Annotated in this window: 1 protein-coding gene; it reads right to left on the bottom strand. The window is 29.6% G+C overall.

What is annotated here, in order from left to right:
* Positions 1-66: 66 nt before the first annotated feature.
* Positions 67-348: winged helix-turn-helix domain-containing protein (locus tag Q0838_RS14280; protein ID WP_298956567.1), on the bottom strand; the 282-nt coding region annotated here is incomplete at its 5' end.

Here is a 348-nt window from a genome sequence, read left to right on the forward strand (position 1 = left end):
CTTCATCTTGAAAGTAGAGGTTCACATCGTTAACGTTATTCTTATTTAGACTTAATCTAATGTCATTTAGCGTATTAGGGAGTTTTTTAAAAAAGCTTTTTCAGCTTCATCATCTTTCTTATAATGAGATTTTCTAGGAGTCTTAAGTTTTGTTTTAAAGTGTTGAATTAGATACTCACGAATACGTTGGTACTTTATATCTACATCAAATTCTTCATTAATCCAATTTTGAGCATCCCAGTATCCTAAAAAAGGGTTTTTAGGATCATTTACTCTATTAGATAATGCATTATGCATCTCACGAGTAATAATTTTGGATCCTTTATTCTTTGGTTTATCAGCAATCAT

The sequence above is a fragment of the uncultured Nonlabens sp. genome (genome assembly GCF_947495285.1).
In the GTDB taxonomy this organism is placed as follows: domain Bacteria; phylum Bacteroidota; class Bacteroidia; order Flavobacteriales; family Flavobacteriaceae; genus Nonlabens.